This is a genomic window from Micromonospora sp. NPDC006766, from assembly GCF_040636055.1.
Taxonomy (GTDB): domain Bacteria; phylum Actinomycetota; class Actinomycetes; order Mycobacteriales; family Micromonosporaceae; genus Micromonospora.
On record NZ_JBEYIX010000002.1, the window covers coordinates 182091 to 196570 of the forward strand.

Sequence of the window (14480 nt, forward strand, 5' to 3'; positions counted from 1 at the left end):
GTTGGCTTGTTGACGTAATACGTGGCCTGAGATAGGTTCGCGTCCTTAATTCACTGAGGACGGAGCTTGCATACCCATGTTCTTCGCTGAGCTGGGGCTGACCCAGCACGATTCCCTGACCGCTGCCCAGCAAGCCGCGAGCGAGGCCGCCACGGCGTCGAGCGGGCGCTCGTTCACCTGCGTCGTTTTCCAGCAGGGCGGTCGTCTCATGCTCACCACCGCCTTCTCGCATTCCTTCCTCGCCAAGCACGTAGTAGCGTCGCCTGCCGTCAAGGGTGGGAACCCGCGCATGGCGACCAACCGCCCGGTCGACACGGCTCATGTCCGCGCCATCAGCAAGTACCTGGTCGAGAACGAGCGCAACTACATCCTTCCGCCGTTGACCCTGAACGTTCGGTCGGTACCTGCGGTTCACATCCCGCGTGGCAACTTCGCCACGACGGTCGGGTTCGTGGTCATTGGCGACGAGACCAGGTTCTCCGTGACCGACGGGCAGCACCGACTCGCCGCCATCATGAAGACGAGTGAGTCGTTGACGGACCCCGACTCGACGTTCATGAGCGACAGCGTCTCGGTGGTCATCGTCGTTGAGCCTGACCTTGCCCGGATTCATCAGGACTTCGCCGACGCGGCGCAGACTAAGCAAATCCCGGCCAGCCTCCTGGCGGCCTTCAACACCCGCGAGCCCTTGAACCGTGTACTTACCAAGATTGTCGACGGCTCCACGCTGTTCCATGGCCGCATCGACGAGACCTCGAAGAGCTTGTCGAAGAACTCGCCGGCGATCTTCCTGCTCAACCAGGTCCGCGGCATGGTCAAGGAACTGCTGTTCCGGGACTACGCGCTGAGCGAGTCCAGCATCCCGGCGCGGAGCAACCAGGTGATCGGCACCATCGAGCGGCAAGACGCCTTCGTTGAGCGGACCCTCTCGATGATGCAGATCTTGACCGGGCACATGACGCCGTGGAGGGCTATTGCCGAGTTGCCGACCTCGGGTGGACCCGCTAACCAGGTCATTGACTACCGCAAGCACTACATCAACATGACGGCCACCGGCCTGGTCATCATCGGCCACGTGGCGTACGAGATCGAGAAGAACCCGGACCCGACCTGGCGGACCGCTCGCTACATCGATCTTGCGACCAAGGTTGACTGGCGACGTGAGGCCGAGATCTGGCAGGGCACGATCATCTCGGGTGACAAGATCAGCACTACCCGTGCGCCGGGACGCCTGGCGGCGGCGAAGGTCATGGCGGCTATCGGTCTGTCCGTCCCTGCCGACGTTGCCGATGGTGCCCTGCCGGGCATGGAGCCTTTCGTAGGCGCTGGGATCTGACGCCCGCCGCTCCGGTGGACATCCATGGGCTCGGCCTCCCTCTGTCTTGAGGAGGCCGAGCCCGGACCGCATTTGCTCACGCGGCGATTGCCCGTGCGGCGGTTTGCATGTCAACGGGGAGTGCGTGCTGCAGCCGCCCAATAATCCGCATCGGGCGATCGCCGCTGGGCTCTACGAGAGCCACGACGAGCCGGTGGCGAACACCCGCAACCGGCGCGGATCGGGGAAGATGACGACAGGATCGCGGCTCCTAAAAGATCTACTGGCGTCGACGTACGAAAGATCATCAGGAGGCTAGCTCGTCCTATAAATCCGGCGATGAGCCTGGACAGGGACAGCGCAAGCCGGAACAACGCCGGGGCCTGGCTGCCAGGTGACATGCGCGATGTTGGTACCTACGATGTCGCCGTTGATGCGAGATCGAACCGAAGTTCCTCGATTACGGCTAGCGCTTCTTCCTCTTCGATGTGGTTAGCCCACTGGAGGCGCCACGCCGACTCGTCCGCGAGGACCACGTCGAGCGCCCGCATGGCCAAGCCTCGCAGCGATGGGCTGACCCGGGGGGCCCCTCGGTCGAGGAGAAACCGTGGAGCGTAGGCCGAGTCCGAGGCTGGCGTACCGGTGAGTAACTGAAGTGTGGTTGCGGCCGCCGCGATCGCTCGAGCGGCCTCGCCTGCCGTGAGTGCCGGTCCGGCCAAGACAGCCGTGTCGAGCGTGCGGCGCACAAGGTCGGTGCGTTGACCATGAGGTGTCGCGTCGAGGGCGGCGCACCACTCGACCGCGTCGTCGTTGTCGAACGGACCGAGCTGCCAGGTCGCCATCGTTCCTCCTCTGACTGCCGTAACCAAACCACATCCACGACGTCGCTTACGTCCTGGCTCGGTCGTGGCTCGGCCTCGTTCCGGCCGCGCAAGCGCCCACGCTCACGGAGAGCCTCCTTCCATGATCGGAAACTCCGCGGTATGCTCCTGCCATGTCTGAGCAGCTGGGAAAGCCGATCAAGGACCGTACCTCGGTGGAGCTTTTCGCGGGCGGTGGCGGTCTGGCGATGGCTGTTCATCGGGCGGGTTTCCGCCCTCTCTTGGTCAACGAGCTCGTCAAGTACGCATGTGAAACCCTCAAGGCCAACGTGGCGACGCTGAGAGGTGAGAGCGAGCGAATCCCCTCCCCAGGGGAGCGGTGGCCACTGGTCGAGGGGGACGTGAGTCGAGTAGAGTTCGACTACCTATGGGATCGCGTGGATCTACTGGCCGGAGGGCCACCCTGCCAGCCGTTTAGCCTGGGTGGAGTCGCCAAAGGTGACGAGGACAAGCGCAACATGTTCCCGGAGATGTTCCGCGCTATCCGTCAGATTCAGCCCAAGGCCGTCATGTGCGAGAACGTCCGCGGCCTGGTGCGTCCGTCCTTCAAACCGTACTTCGACTACATCGAACGGGAGTTGCGGCTGCCGTTCGAGGAGCGCGACGGCGACGCCACGTGGCGTGAGCACGACGAGGTGCTGCGGACGCGACTGAACGAGGAGCCGTCAGACCCGAAGCGGCGGTACGAGGTCGTGACCACGAAGGTGAACGCCGCCGACTATGGCGTCCCTCAGAGCCGTAACAGGATCATCATCGTGGCCTTCCGGTCGGACCTCGGTGTCGATATCGAACGCTTCGAAGAGGCCGTGAGCCCGCGATACTCGGAAGCCGCGTTGATCCGGTCGATGTTGGACGGATCCTACTGGGAACGGCATCTGGACGTTCCCGACCATGTACGAGAGGGTGTCATGTCGCGGCTGCCGGACACACCTCCGAAGGATGACGGGAAGCTGCCGTGGCGCACTCTGCGGGATGCCATCAAGGGGCTTGACGGACAGCGCCCGCTGCCTATGGTGCCTTGGGATCGACTTGATCGCCGAGAGTACGGGCTGGGTGGTTTCACCGATCACATCGGTTGGCCGGACGCGCGTATCTACCCGGGCCACACGCCGAACGAGCTGGACCGACCCGCGAAGACAGTCAAAGCCGGTGTGCATGGCGTGCCTGGGGGAGAGTCGGTGCTGCTGACCGACGATTTGCTACCCGAACCACTTGAAGGCTCGCCCTACGCCTACCGGCACCGATACATGACGGTACGGGAGACCGCGCGAGTCATGACCTTCCCCGATGGCTGGAAGCTCGCAGGCCCTCGCGGCGAGCAGATGCGCCAACTCGGCAACGCCGTCCCCGTCATGCTTGGCGAGTTCTTCGCCCGAGCCATCGCTACCGCGCTCGACGAGGCCGAGAGTAAGCCGTGACGCCATCGTCGGCCCGACCCGACCAGCGCTGGGCGGACAAGCCGCCGGATCCGAGAGCCTGGAAGGGGCGAAAAGGCCGCAGCCGGCGGGCGGCCTCGGCTGAACAAGACCGGGCTGCTGGCGGCGCGGAACGACGCTGGGTCGACCTCGGCGATGGACGTCACGCTCGGGCATCCGTCGAACTCAAACTGCTGCCGCGGACCCGGCGAATCCGCGCCTACCTGCGGTGGTCGGATAACGGACGCTCACCCGCTCGTTACCTTGGCGAGGTCGAGTACGCCACCCGAGCCGAGAATCTCGCCGAGGGATGGCGGCTCGCTTGGGACCGCGGACTCCTCGCTGCGCCCGACAACACCGCGACCTCTTGGGCGAAGAGCCCTGCCGTGCGGGCCGTGATGCGCGCCAACAAGGCCCGCGACACCGGCCCCGAACGACGACTACGGTCGCTCCTGCACAAGGCAGGCATGCGATACCGGGTCAGTGCTCGGCCACTGCCCTCCCTACGCCGCACTGCGGACGTGGTCTTCTTTACCGCCCGCGTAGCGGTATTCGTCGATGGCTGCTATTGGCACGGATGCCCTGAGCACTATCGCCCCGCCCGAGCCAACGATCAGTTCTGGCGACAGAAGATCGAGGGAAACCGCTCTCGCGACCGGGAGACGGACCAGCTACTCGCCGATGCCGGGTGGATTGTGATCAGGATCTGGGAGCACGAGGATCTTACGAAGGCCGCCGAACGCGTCCAGGGGGCCGTCCACAGATCACTCGCTGGCTCTCGACCGTCGATACCGGCTCTTCGAACTTAAGCGGGGTTGAGGTGTCCGCGGTGGCGTCGGGTGGTGGCGGTGCGGGTGCGTAGGCGTTGGTTTTCGGGGTTTCGGAAGCCGTAGGCGTCGCGGGCGACGGTTTTGATGACGCGGTTGGTTCCTTCTGAACCGGCGTTGGTGATCCCGGTGGTCAGGAACGCCTGGATCTGCGGCCACCAGGTCTCGATGGTGGTGGGCGAGTCGGTGGAGTTCGGGCAGGTCAGTTGCGGCGCAGCGGGTGTAAAAGTGGTGCAGCAGCCGGTGGACGTGTTCCCGGGTGGGCTGGGTGCGGGCGGTCGCGAGTAGGTCGAGCAGGTCTTCTTTCGCGTTCCACGCGGTCAGGATCGGAGCGCCGATCGCCGCTGGGAGGGCTTCGAGGGTGTCGACGAGGCGGTCGACGTGCTTGCCGGGCATGCGGGCTGCGGATCGGGTCAGCCGGTTACGCATCCGCCATTCCGGGTCGCTGGCGCGGCCGCGGCGTCCTCGCTGGGTCAGGGTCATGCGGCGGCGGACCTCGGTGACGGCCCGGTTGGCCAGTTGCACGACGTGGAAGTGATCGACGACCAGCACCGCGTGTGGCAGCACCTGCCGGATCGCGGACTTGAACACGGTGCACATGTCGATCGCCACCGCCTGGACCTGCTCACGCCAGGCTTGCGGGCGGGCGGTCAGCCAGCCGGTCACCGCCGCCGTGGTGCGGCCTTCGACCTGCGCGAGCAGCCCCTGGCCACCGGACAGATCGCAGAAGCCGACGTGCCAGCGGTCCGCTGTCACGGTCCACGAACCGGCGTGGGCGTCCCAGATCCAGCGCGGCTTGCCGCGGCGAACCTCGTCGATGCCCAGCACCGCGACCGGCTCCGGCTCGGCCGGCAACACCGCGCTCGCGTGAGCGGTGAACGCGGCAGCGACGACCGGCCAGGAGATGCCGTGGTCCCGGGCGGCCTGCACGATCGTGCGACCCGCGTCGGCGACCGCCGCCCCGGCCGCCTGCCGCAGCCGTGGTGAGCCGGGCACGGGCCGGGACCTGGACGACGTGCTCGGTGAACGACTGACGCGGACAGCCCGGCGTCGGGCAGTACCAGCGACGTTTGCGCCAGCGCAGCCGGACCATCCGGCCACCGACTGGCAGGTCCCTCGGCCGCGTGGTGGTCCACTGCTTCACCTTCAACGCACGTTGCCCGCACTGCGGGCAGCATCGCGCCTGCTCACAGCCGGTGGACAGGTCCGCCACCGGGACACCGGAGGCGTCCGACTCGACCCGCTCAGCGACCAGGCCGTCCAGGCCCAGCAGCCGGGTCGTATCGTTGACCATGCTCGCAGCTCTTCATCTGTGACCATCCGAACTAGACACTCAGATGATCACCGACGAGCTGCGAGCCCTTCACGTCCGGGGTTGGCTCAGCCACGAACCCCGCTCAAGCTCGAAGAGCCTCGATACCTGCTCGACGAACGGTGCTCGCCGCCGACCCATCGGTCGCCTATCACACCACAGCAGGTGATGGCCCAGTGATCCTGCCGCCTGCTTCGTAAGCTGCGGTAGCTGTCGAAGAGGTCCCGCTGGTGCACGCGCCGACCATCGTCCACAGGCGACTTCCCGCCGGCGCTCCTCTCTGCCGCTGATGCGTCCGCCGAGTAGGCTGGCGCAGATCGCGTCACGAGATCGACTCGCTGCCGGTACGTGGAAGGTCGAGGCCGCCGCATGTTCAACAGCGCTGAGTTCCGTCTCAGCATCACTCGAGCCCTTGGTGATCAACTTGCCGAATCCTTGGACAAGCTGATGCCGGCGCCGCTCGATCTAGTCAACATCGCGGCCCTCGCCCCACGTCCCGGCGTGTACCAACTCTACGAAGACGACCACTTCGTCTACGTCGGCAAGGCGGACAACTCATTGCCCGCGCGCCTTACAGAGCATTTTGCGAAGATCTCCGGCCGACTTCATGTCGGCCGCATGACCTTCGCCTGCCTCTACGTAGAGGAGGACCTCCACGCTGTCGCGCCGGAAAAGCTGCTGATCGCGCGGTACAAGGGTGACGGTCAGGCGCCGTGGAATAACAACGGGTTCGGCAACAATGATCCGGGGAAAGAGCGAGATACCACTGATTTCTCCAAGAAACCGCGCCATTTCGATGTTCTGCACCCGGCGAACCTCGATTGGGTTTGCGACACGATCATGCCCGGCCGATACAGGGCAGCCAACCTACTAAAGATCCTCAAGGAGGCCCTGCCCTACGTCTTCCGATACCAGCAGGCTGCATTCCATAAGGAGGTAACCGTCGACGTCTCGTCCGACCGACCGACTGCGGACGAGCTCTTTCACGGATTGGCGCGGGCGATTGCCGATGTTGAGCCCGCTTGGCAGATAACGGCCTTGCCGGGATATGTGATTATGTATCCGAAAAAGGGCCCTTACCCGAGCGCGCGGCGAACGTATCCGTAGCGGGCTGATCTGGCCGTCTGGAGGCCGCAGATGATAGGCGACGTCGACACGCGGGGGCTACCGGTGATCACTTCCAGTGGAAACCATTCCGAAATGATGCATAATGCGGTGCCCGCCTATTTCGATCCCCTTTCTACCAGGGACTTGACGAACGCCATCTGCGAGCATTTCGAGCGGCAGCCCATGAGACCCTTGTTTGAGGAGCTGTCACGTTTCGACGGCTCCGGGCTTTACGCGATCTACTGTATCGCGGAAGGGACAGGACTATACGATCCGCTGATCTTGCTTGACATCCCTGTATATGTGGGCAAGTCACACTCGCACAGTAGTGCAACTGGGAGGCCTGCTAATACCAGTCACCCGCTCTGGGCGCGGGTCGGTCAGCATCGCCAATCAATAAGCGAGGCCCACAACCTTCGGCTTGAGCAGTTCGGCGTCAGACTGCTCCGCACTCCAGATGTGCACTGCGATTTGGGCGAAAACGGCCTACGCGTCGGCTACCAGCCGGCGTGGAACAGTGAGTTGACCGGATTTGGTAGCAACGAGCAGGGAAGTAGTACGAGGCGGAGCGCGAGAAGTAGGTGGGACACCGTCCATCCTGGGCGACGCCGTTCATTTGGGGCTGAGCCCCACGACCCAGACGACCTCCGTACGCGGGTGCGTCGACACGTGGCGCAACAAGTAGCCAATTGCCACCTGCTTCCCTGGAGGAACCACAAGATCGGCCCCACACCGGCCGTATCCTGATCTCAATGGCCGCAGTCTTCGTTCTTCTCCGCCCACACGTTCTGATCCAACCTGACCCTATACCGTTGTGATATGTCGGCCTAGCTGGCGGCCGATCTCAGCAAACGGCTTCAGGAACAGCGGAACAGTTGCGGCGGTCATTTCCAGTTCTCGCGCCTCGCCGAGCAGAGACCAGTCCAGGCACGCTAACCGCTACAGAATGCAAAGCGACCAGTGCATTCTGTTTGATTACCGCCTGGTGCGCAGCGAGGCCGTCACGCCGAGATGGCCGTTACCCAGCCCAGAGAATCACGCCTATGTCAAGGCGTTCCGAGGCTTCCCCGACGAGGCGGTGTACGGCGACGCGGGAAGGGAATGATCCGGCAAGCGCTGCGATCTGTGGCCGGTAGCAAAGGACCCGGTAGTGCAATAGAAATTGCCGGCTTGTCGAGGCTGCGAATCAACCTCTATCGGAACAATGATTGAAGGGCGCTTACGAGTGCTGCGACGGATATGACTAGAGCCGAAAGGCTCCCGAAAAGGCTAGCGGGTCGGACTTCGGTATTCGTCGTCGTCGTCGACGACGATGTGCCAATCGTAACCGTGGTATCCACCAGATGCTCGGCTACGACATTTTCGTGCACTTGAGGAGCGCTGGCGGTCAGAGCCTGTATCTGAATTTCCTGCTTGCGTCGGATAAGCTCAGGACCGAATAGTATCACCTGATCGTCTATGGCAACGCAGGTTGCCGAGTGCCCTGTGGCAGCACTCAAGATCGCTTCGATCGGCGCCCCGAGATCGATCCTGATTGGTCTATCCTGATCGAACTGGCTACTGCTGATTGCGTGACGGCCCGTGTTCCTCATGATGATCGTCACAATGTGGGGATCTTCAAGTACGCGACCCTTGCGCGAGACCTCTAGATCCCCCACTTCACCCCCTGCACTGCCGAGCAAGCGAGCCGGCTTGAGCAGGCGGACACTCAGCCGCCTTCGTGGAGGGAAGACCGCCGCGCGGGCGAAGTAAGCGGTCACGACGGCGACTAGAAGGGCGAGGAGCGCAACCGTGAGTGCGACGCCGTTGTAGCTCCTACCCTCAAAGAAGTCCAGTGCCACGCCTCAAAAGCCTTCCTGGGCGCCCGGTTGCTTGCGAGTAAGGTCGAGTGCGATCAAACCGAGGGCAGCTTACGCTGGGAACACGATGCGGAGTAAGCGGTCAGCACTGGGGCCGCTCCCCGACGCCGCCTGTCAGTGGCATGCGTTCCGGCTGGGTGGGCAGCCTGTTACGCGAGGGCTTGGACTCTATCCGCGACCATCCGCCAGTCCAGCTCTGCCGTCAGTGGTATCGCAATGACGCCCGCGTCCTGAAGTAGCCGCAAGTGTCGGTCGTAGCTTGGATGAGCGGCAAGCTGCGCCTTGACGTTCAGGAAGGCATACACCGGGATGTTGGCCCCGAGCGCCTCGTTGAGGATGCCGAGCGCGAGGGTGTCATTGATTCCCTGAGCTCACTTGTTGATGACGTTGAACGTCGGCGGTTCGACGGCAACGGCGGTCGCCGGAGGGTGGGGCTCCGGGTCCCCTGGCATTCGCCACTCGACTCTGACCGGGTAGCCGGTCTGCCGTGCCAGCGCCTCTCGATCGATCCAGGAGGCAGCGGTTGGCGTAGCGGTGAGGCAGACGGCCCAGCCGTCTTCCTGAAGTAGTTCGATCAGCTCGCCGATCCGTAGCAGGGGAGGAGCGGCGCAGACGACCAAGGACAAAACGCGAGGCGGACTCATGCGAGCAAGCCGGCGAACGTCGGAGGTCCTGCTTCCTGCCTTTTCTCCATCGCTGAGACGGACTTTCGGTAGACGCCGAGGACCGCCTCGACGAGCGAAGGCGCGACTGCGAGCGTGACGGTGGAGTCGAGATCATGAGCGGCGCCGTTCTGGTCGATGACCGCCGCTCCGGCCTCCCGTGCGAGGACAACACCCGCCGCCATGTCCCAGGCATGGTTGGAAAGGGTCAGTGCTGCATCCAGCCTGCCCTCCGCGAGCCACGCCAGGTCGAGCGCAGCGCTGCCGGTCATGCGTACCCGCTGGACCTCAGCGGCGAGCTGCGCGGTCAGTGCGAGGCGCAGTCGATTCCTGGCCTCGGCGTCCAGACCTACCGCGTAGTCACCGATGGCGACGATGGCGTCGTTCAGGCGGCTGGTGCTGCTGGCTCTGATTTCTCGTCCGTTCGCATGGGCGCCGCCGCCCTTGACAGCGCTATAGAGCGAGCCGAGGAAGGGCAGTGCGATGACGCCGACAACCGCCTCGGCCTGATGCACGAGGGCGAGCGAGACAGCGCACATGGGCAGGCCGCGCACAAAGTTGGCTGTGCCGTCGATCGGATCGAGGACCCATCGCATCACGGCAGACCCGGTCGATCCTTCTTCCTCGCCGAGGAATCCGATCTCAGGTGTTTCGGCAGCCAGGAACGCTCGCACATCGCTTTCGATCCCATAGTCCAGTTCCGAGGCGAGGTCGCGGTCGCCCTTCGCCGTGAGCTTGCCAGCCGACCCGTGCCGCATGGCCTCGGCCGCTCGCCTCACGGCTTCCACCGCGACCGGCAGCAGGTCTCGGTAGTCGGTCACAGCGCCCGCCCTCGCTGCCATTGCGACTCGAAGACCTGCTCGAACACCGAGTACAGCCCGGCGTCGGGTATGTCTCGTCGAATGACGAATGCGGGGGAGTCAACGCCCCGGCTTTCTGTCAGGTAGGGCTGCGCCACGCACAGATCGTCCACCAGCACGATGTTGAAGCGAAGGGTCTCGTCGTAGGTCGCCGGGTGCATGTTGTCTCGCAGGTTGGCGGGCAGCCGGTCGCGCACCCGCAGCAGCGTTTCGATGTTGAGTTTCGTCAGCGCCGAGAGTTGCCCAGTCGGAAAGCCTTCCTCCAACTCGCGGGCCTGGATCGCCGACCCGGCCGGATCGAGAAACAGGCACCGGACCTGGGCACCGCTCGCCAGGAGGGCCTGCCAACTGCGGTCCGCGTAGTCCTGGCAGAGCATGTTGAGGGACAAGCCGACCGCCCGGATGTCCCGAGCACCATCGAAGAGTTGGTCGGCCGGCAGATGCGCGGAGAGCTGCGATCGGCTTGGGTAGACCGCCGTTAGACCGGCGAGGCCTTCGCTGGGTTGTGGCGGCGGGCGCTGGTCGAGCGTGTCGAGCGCGAGCATCACGTCGCCGGGCGGCGTCTCGTTGGTTTCCCAACGCAGCACCATTTCGGCGCTTGGCCGCCAGCCGAGTGGCTCGGCCAGCAGTTCGGCGAAATCGTCAGGCGACTGGCCGGTGAGGGCACGGACGGATGCCACCCGCCTGCGGGCCGTCGCTCCCAGGTCTGAGCGGGCAGTGTCAGGCGACAGTCGTGGCTCGTTGAGGTTGAGCGCGAGGATGAACCGGTCGCGGCCGTCCTCGCCCGCCTTGCTCAGCGCCGTGTCGAGCGCGGCCTGCATCTCCGGTCGCGGGCGGACGTTCTCCTGTCCGGCTTCCCACTTCGACACGGTCCGCTCGGCCACGCCGAGGTGTGCGGAGAAGTCCTTGATGCTCATCCGCAGGGCTTGGCGCAGTGCTCGCGTCTCCCGGCCGGTCCACTGGTGCACGGTAGTCATCGTGCCGCCTTCGGTCGCATCGAGATCGGTCCTTGGGCAGCCTAACGCCAGCCGGTGCAGTGCAGTTACCGGCAAGGTGCAGTCCGTAGCCATGTCGTGGGTTCGAATGGCTGACCAGGGTGGATGCATGGCCCGGGGCGGGTGCTGGGCTCCGGTCGACCCGCGTTCCCCGTCGCGGATTCGTCGTCCCCGCCCGCCCCGGTGCCGCTTGACGCATCACACTGCCGGAGGCGCCCACCGATGTCTGTCGTACTCGCCGATTTTCCCGTCCTCACCCCGGTCACCGACGAAGACTTTTCCCTCGCCGCCAAGGCAGTTCGGGTCCACGCGCCAGAGCCCTGGCCGCAGGGCGTGCTCTGTCGCAGTGAGCGTGTCCCGTACCCGTGTCGGCTGGCCCGGTGGGGCCACGCCACCCTCGAAGCAGCGGGCCTGACCGAGGAGCAGGCTGAGGCGGTCGAGGGCGGCACCCGATGACCGAGGCGCAGATGCGGGAGGCGGTGGCCCGTTGGTTGAGTCTGGTGGCGGCGGATGCGGAGTTGTCCGCGTACCTGATCGGGGTTGACTGGGATCGGTTGAAGGCGCATCTGGCGCGGTCGCTGGCCAGCGGGACCGGCGGTGAGCCGGAGGTGCCGTGTCTGGGCTGGTCGGAGGGGCAGCATCGGCGGGCGGTCGACTACCTGACGGGGGTCCTGAGGCCGTACCGGAAGCCGAGCGTCGCCGACTTCTGGGAGTTCGTGGAGGACCGCTACCGGGGCCTGCTGCCCGAGCAGGCGGCCCCGCTGCTGTACGCCGCCCTGCACCAGCTCACCAGCGAAGACGACGACCGCCCGAACAGGTGGGCGTTGCTGGCGGTGCTCGGCCGTGCGTACCGTCGCTATGGCCTGCGCCCCGACCACACCGCCGTCATCGACGACGCGTTACAGGTCAGGGTGCCCTGGGAGAAGGTCGAGCGGGCCGCCGAACGGGCGGGTGACGGCCCGGCCTGGTGGCCGGTCGAGGTGCTCGACCACGACCTGGCCGCCGACGGGGTCGCGGTCCTGACGGTACGGCCGTGGCGGCGGCTGCTCTACCAGCCGGGTCAGGCGGTGCCGGTGTGCACGCCGCGCCGGCCCGGCCGGTGGCGCTGGTACTGCCCGGCGAACACACCACGCCCCGACGGCACCGTCGAGCTGCACGTCCGCGCGGTCCCCGGCGGCGTCGTCTCCACCAGCCTGGTCCACGAGGTACGCCCCGGCGAGCTGCTGTATCTCGGCCCGCCCACCGACACCGGGCTGAGCCTGGTCGACGGTGACCTGCTGCTGGTGGCCGGCGGCACCGGCCTGGCACCACTACGCGCCCTGGTCGAGCAGGTCGCCGCCACCCCCGACGGCCGACAGGTGACCCTGATCGTCGGAGCCCGCACGATCGAGGCGTTGTACGACGCGGTCACCCTCGACAAGCTGCGCCACGACTGGCTGAGCATCGTGCCGACGTTCTCCCACGACCAGCTCGACCAGCCGGGGGAGTGCGGCGACGCGCTCACGGTCGCTCTCGACCATTGGCGCGGCCAGGCCGTGTACGTGTGCGGGCCGCCGGCGATGCTGGCCGGGTCACGGCTACGGCTGCTCACCGCCGGGGTGCCCGCCGACCGGATCCACCTGCCGGATCGGATCCCGTGGCGATGACCGTCTACCGCAGCCGCAACGCCCTACGCGGCCCACTCACCCCGGACGGGATCGCCGCGCTCGCCCTGCCCGCCACCCGGCTGGGCCGGCGCGGCTACCAGGTCGACGACGTCGACGCCCTGCTGCACCGGCTCGCCTACGAGCTGGGCGAGCGGTCCCGCCAGCTCGCCGCCGTACGCGCCGAGAACGGGCGAATCAAGGACGCCCTGCGCAGCTGGCAGTCGGCCGAGGCGACGCGGAGGCTCGGTCCCTGACCAGGGCCGGTGTGGGCTCACAGGGTTGGCGGCGGACACCTGTCGGGAAGCGTGACCTGCCCTGGCAGGTGGTTGAACGTGTCCATCGTGAACCACTCATCCAGCTCCGGATCGTAGAGGTTCTGGATGCCGAACTGCAGCACCTGCCACCACTGGCTCGGATTGCCTTGGTCGACGTAGATATCGCCGAGCGCGAGCGGGAGCCGGGGAACCGCTCCTGGCTGGGTAAAGCCGGCAACGACGCCAACCCGCCAATGATCGACGTGGCGATCGTTGTCCCCCTGCAGAATCTCCGGTCCTACGAAGCGGGCGGTCTTCAGCTTGTCGTTGAATATCTGGCGATTGAAGAACCCCACCTGGTCGCAGGGCTGCGGCGGATACAGCGGGATGTTCGGCCACTTGTAAGTGAGCGTGTAGAGCGTGTTGTGGTAGATCAGGTTGGTGAACCAGATCGGATACTGCGGGCCTCCGGCGATCATCTGACTGTCGCCGTCCCTTCCCTGCCAGGTGAAGGGAACATCGATGCCGAGGTCGCGCACGATGTATCGGCCTGTCCCCTGAAAGTCTGCCGGGAGCAGCGGGGGACGTGGCTCTTCCGGCGCGACGGGTGTGGTGTGGTCGGCCAGGGCCGTTTCGGGAAGCGGTGGGGCGATGGCCATGGCTGGTGCGGCCGTGCCGATGGCGATCATGCCGCCGGCAACCGCCAAGACCAGTGTCCGAAGTGCCCGGCCCGGTGCCATGTGCCCCTCCTTGGGTGGCTCGACAACGCTGTCGCTCCGACAGCGCGGGTGCTCCGGCGAGCATAAATGGGCGAATCGGAGTGTCGGCCCAAATCAGAAGACAAATCACCTTTCGGGTTCGGATGGGACGATCGGCGCCCAAGTGGTGCTCGACTGCGGCTGTCACGCCACCGGCACCAGGCGGTATCGGACCAGCGCGGCGATCAACGGGGTTTCCCGGTTCATCTCGGTGGTGGCGATCAGCCCGGGTGGAACGCTGTCGCGATCACTCTCTGCACCAGCCTGATTCATGAGGTACGCCCCGGTGAGCTGCTGTATCTGGGCCCGCCCATCGACAGCGGGCTGAGCCTGGTCGACGGTGACCTGCTGTTGGTTGCCGGCGCGTGACCCTGGTCGTCGGGGCCCGCTCGATAGAGGCGTTGTACGACGCGGCCACCCTCGACAAGCTGCGCCACGACTGGCTGACGATCGTGCTGACGTTCTCCCACGACCAACTCGACGAACCGGGAAAGTGAGGCGACGGCGACGCGCTCACCGTCGCCCTCGACCACCGGCACGGCGACCAGGCCGTGTACGGTCCCGCCAGCTCGCCGCCGTACGCCCCGAG

17 protein-coding genes and 1 pseudogene are annotated in these 14480 nt (G+C 65.7%); 10 read left to right on the plus strand and 8 right to left on the minus strand.

Annotated elements, in window-relative coordinates:
* The first annotated feature begins 76 nt into the window (after positions 1-76).
* Entirely contained in the window at positions 77-1336 is a 1260-nt protein-coding gene (locus ABZ671_RS04595) for a DNA sulfur modification protein DndB (RefSeq protein ID WP_357851153.1), read from the plus strand.
* 395 nt (positions 1337-1731) lie between these two features.
* On the opposite strand, the gene ABZ671_RS04600 is transcribed toward ABZ671_RS04595, so the two are convergent.
* Complete coding sequence (locus ABZ671_RS04600) at positions 1732-2157, minus strand: DUF4259 domain-containing protein (RefSeq protein WP_357851156.1); 426 nt, start codon at positions 2155-2157, stop codon at positions 1732-1734.
* Between the two features lie 152 nt (positions 2158-2309).
* Here ABZ671_RS04600 and ABZ671_RS04605 point away from each other — a divergent pair, with 152 nt between their 5' ends.
* On the plus strand, positions 2310-3614 hold the full coding sequence (locus ABZ671_RS04605; protein ID WP_357851159.1) for a DNA cytosine methyltransferase: 1305 nt from the start codon (positions 2310-2312) through the stop codon (positions 3612-3614).
* A gap of 395 nt (positions 3615-4009) precedes the next feature.
* A complete protein-coding gene (locus ABZ671_RS04610; RefSeq protein ID WP_357851718.1) occupies positions 4010-4420 on the plus strand; it encodes a very short patch repair endonuclease in 411 nt (136 codons plus the stop codon).
* On the opposite strand, the gene ABZ671_RS04615 is transcribed toward ABZ671_RS04610, so the two are convergent.
* The 3 genes and pseudogenes from ABZ671_RS04615 to ABZ671_RS04625 form a co-directional block, all read right to left on the minus strand.
* Positions 4417-4644: a transposase gene (locus ABZ671_RS04615; RefSeq protein WP_357851721.1), complete on the minus strand. Its 228-nt coding sequence runs from the start codon at positions 4642-4644 to the stop codon at positions 4417-4419. The genes ABZ671_RS04610 and ABZ671_RS04615 overlap by 4 nt on opposite strands.
* 28 nt (positions 4645-4672) lie before the next feature.
* Positions 4673-5158 (minus strand): annotated as a pseudogene (locus ABZ671_RS04620) (transposase); the annotation flags it as partial.
* Entirely contained in the window at positions 5064-5732 is a 669-nt protein-coding gene (locus ABZ671_RS04625) for a transposase family protein (protein ID WP_357851162.1), read from the minus strand. The pseudogene ABZ671_RS04620 and the gene ABZ671_RS04625, both read right to left, overlap by 95 nt.
* A gap of 387 nt (positions 5733-6119) precedes the next feature.
* Between ABZ671_RS04625 and ABZ671_RS04630 the strand changes: the two genes are divergently transcribed.
* Together ABZ671_RS04630 and ABZ671_RS04635 are read left to right on the plus strand one after the other, a co-directional pair.
* The gene (locus ABZ671_RS04630; RefSeq protein WP_357851166.1) at positions 6120-6857 is read left to right on the plus strand and encodes a GIY-YIG nuclease family protein; all 738 of its coding nucleotides are present in this window, start codon (positions 6120-6122) and stop codon (positions 6855-6857) included.
* 183 nt (positions 6858-7040) lie between these two features.
* Positions 7041-7604: an Eco29kI family restriction endonuclease gene (locus tag ABZ671_RS04635; RefSeq protein ID WP_357851724.1), complete on the plus strand. Its 564-nt coding sequence runs from the start codon at positions 7041-7043 to the stop codon at positions 7602-7604.
* A 446-nt stretch (positions 7605-8050) separates the two neighbouring features.
* Here the strand turns inward: ABZ671_RS04635 and ABZ671_RS04640 are convergent, their stop codons facing one another.
* The 3 genes from ABZ671_RS04640 to ABZ671_RS04650 all read right to left on the minus strand — a co-directional run bounded on the left by ABZ671_RS04640 (position 8051) and on the right by ABZ671_RS04650 (position 11215).
* Positions 8051-8698: a hypothetical protein gene (locus ABZ671_RS04640; protein ID WP_357851169.1), complete on the minus strand. Its 648-nt coding sequence runs from the start codon at positions 8696-8698 to the stop codon at positions 8051-8053.
* A gap of 658 nt (positions 8699-9356) precedes the next feature.
* The gene (locus tag ABZ671_RS04645; RefSeq protein WP_357851171.1) at positions 9357-10199 is read right to left on the minus strand and encodes an inositol monophosphatase family protein; all 843 of its coding nucleotides are present in this window, start codon (positions 10197-10199) and stop codon (positions 9357-9359) included.
* On the minus strand, positions 10196-11215 hold the full coding sequence (locus tag ABZ671_RS04650; protein ID WP_357851174.1) for a DUF5919 domain-containing protein: 1020 nt from the start codon (positions 11213-11215) through the stop codon (positions 10196-10198). Before ABZ671_RS04650 ends, ABZ671_RS04645 begins: the two co-directional genes overlap by 4 nt.
* Before the next feature lie 240 nt (positions 11216-11455).
* On the opposite strand from ABZ671_RS04650, the gene ABZ671_RS04655 reads away from it, so the two are divergent.
* From ABZ671_RS04655 to ABZ671_RS04665, 3 genes are read left to right on the plus strand one after another with little or no spacing between them, the layout of a single operon-like run.
* Positions 11456-11689 (plus strand): hypothetical protein, encoded by a 234-nt coding sequence (locus tag ABZ671_RS04655; protein WP_357851177.1) that lies wholly within the window; start codon positions 11456-11458, stop codon positions 11687-11689.
* Complete coding sequence (locus tag ABZ671_RS04660) at positions 11686-12879, plus strand: FAD-binding oxidoreductase (RefSeq protein WP_357851180.1); 1194 nt, start codon at positions 11686-11688, stop codon at positions 12877-12879. Before ABZ671_RS04655 ends, ABZ671_RS04660 begins: the two co-directional genes overlap by 4 nt.
* Complete coding sequence (locus ABZ671_RS04665) at positions 12876-13133, plus strand: hypothetical protein (protein ID WP_357851183.1); 258 nt, start codon at positions 12876-12878, stop codon at positions 13131-13133. The genes ABZ671_RS04660 and ABZ671_RS04665 overlap by 4 nt, the downstream gene beginning before the upstream one ends.
* A 17-nt stretch (positions 13134-13150) precedes the next feature.
* Here the strand turns inward: ABZ671_RS04665 and ABZ671_RS04670 are convergent, their stop codons facing one another.
* Positions 13151-13873 carry a hypothetical protein gene (locus tag ABZ671_RS04670; protein WP_357851185.1) on the minus strand — a complete coding sequence of 241 codons (723 nt, stop codon included), beginning with the start codon at positions 13871-13873 and terminating at the stop codon, positions 13151-13153.
* Between the two features lie 66 nt (positions 13874-13939).
* Here ABZ671_RS04670 and ABZ671_RS04675 point away from each other — a divergent pair, with 66 nt between their 5' ends.
* Positions 13940-14260, plus strand: coding sequence for a hypothetical protein (locus ABZ671_RS04675; protein WP_357851188.1), 321 nt, complete (start codon positions 13940-13942; stop codon positions 14258-14260).
* On the plus strand, positions 14257-14388 hold the full coding sequence (locus ABZ671_RS04680) for a hypothetical protein (RefSeq protein WP_357851191.1): 132 nt from the start codon (positions 14257-14259) through the stop codon (positions 14386-14388). Before ABZ671_RS04675 ends, ABZ671_RS04680 begins: the two co-directional genes overlap by 4 nt.
* The last annotated feature ends 92 nt before the right edge of the window (positions 14389-14480 follow it).

Bases quoted from the DNA above. Each gene is read 5' to 3' on its own strand.
- ABZ671_RS04665 (WP_357851183.1), top strand. From the start codon at position 12,876: ATGACCGTCTACCGCAGCCGCAACGCCCTACGCGGCCCACTCACCCCG.
- ABZ671_RS04610 (WP_357851718.1), top strand. From the start codon at position 4,010: ATGCGCGCCAACAAGGCCCGCGACACCGGCCCCGAACGACGACTACGG.
- ABZ671_RS04595 (WP_357851153.1), top strand. From the start codon at position 77: ATGTTCTTCGCTGAGCTGGGGCTGACCCAGCACGATTCCCTGACCGCT.
- ABZ671_RS04625 (WP_357851162.1), bottom strand. From the start codon at position 5,732: ATGGTCAACGATACGACCCGGCTGCTGGGCCTGGACGGCCTGGTCGCT.
- ABZ671_RS04635 (WP_357851724.1), top strand. From the start codon at position 7,041: ATGAGACCCTTGTTTGAGGAGCTGTCACGTTTCGACGGCTCCGGGCTT.
- ABZ671_RS04660 (WP_357851180.1), top strand. From the start codon at position 11,686: ATGACCGAGGCGCAGATGCGGGAGGCGGTGGCCCGTTGGTTGAGTCTG.
- ABZ671_RS04650 (WP_357851174.1), bottom strand. From the start codon at position 11,215: ATGACTACCGTGCACCAGTGGACCGGCCGGGAGACGCGAGCACTGCGC.
- ABZ671_RS04630 (WP_357851166.1), top strand. From the start codon at position 6,120: ATGTTCAACAGCGCTGAGTTCCGTCTCAGCATCACTCGAGCCCTTGGT.
- ABZ671_RS04655 (WP_357851177.1), top strand. From the start codon at position 11,456: ATGTCTGTCGTACTCGCCGATTTTCCCGTCCTCACCCCGGTCACCGAC.
- ABZ671_RS04670 (WP_357851185.1), bottom strand. From the start codon at position 13,873: ATGGCACCGGGCCGGGCACTTCGGACACTGGTCTTGGCGGTTGCCGGC.
- ABZ671_RS04600 (WP_357851156.1), bottom strand. From the start codon at position 2,157: ATGGCGACCTGGCAGCTCGGTCCGTTCGACAACGACGACGCGGTCGAG.
- ABZ671_RS04675 (WP_357851188.1), top strand. From the start codon at position 13,940: ATGGGCGAATCGGAGTGTCGGCCCAAATCAGAAGACAAATCACCTTTC.
- ABZ671_RS04605 (WP_357851159.1), top strand. From the start codon at position 2,310: ATGTCTGAGCAGCTGGGAAAGCCGATCAAGGACCGTACCTCGGTGGAG.